Raw genomic sequence first — 442 nt, forward strand, 5'->3', positions numbered from 1 at the left:
TAACGAGGCTATCGTTTCTAGTCTGACTTCAACTAAGTATAAATATATAGAAGAGAAATGTAGGTTTGAGTATTTTGAAAGTATAGGGACTGAAGCAGAAACATTAAATATTTGCAGTTGTTTGATTGATGAATATACAAAGTTCAATGATTACTTAGTTGAAAAGATTAACTTACCTTGATTTCTCCTTTATCAGGATACACTCGATAGGATATTAAAAATGTCTGTGATGTGTTGAGGCGAAAACAGCCCTAGAGCAAGGGAAGGCTTTGTTCCTGCATTGGTTAATTTTGTGTAAGCGTTCACCAGCACCGTGTTGACTAAGTGTTTAGGTAAAAACTCGTGTGTTTAAGATCGAGCACATTTGGGTACGGCTGCTGACGAACAACAGCATTGACTATGCGTGAAAGCGTATCAAGTGACGATATCTTTCGCTTTTTAC

Annotated in this window: 1 protein-coding gene; it reads left to right on the forward strand. The window is 36.9% G+C overall.

Going from position 1 to position 442, the window contains the following annotated elements:
• The coding region (locus QTN94_RS20460) for a hypothetical protein (RefSeq protein WP_331428692.1) at window positions 1-181 on the forward strand (181 nt) is incomplete at its 5' end.
• Window positions 182-442: the final 261 nt, after the last annotated feature.

Source organism: Vibrio sp. M250220, assembly GCF_036533795.1.
In the GTDB taxonomy this organism is placed as follows: domain Bacteria; phylum Pseudomonadota; class Gammaproteobacteria; order Enterobacterales; family Vibrionaceae; genus Vibrio.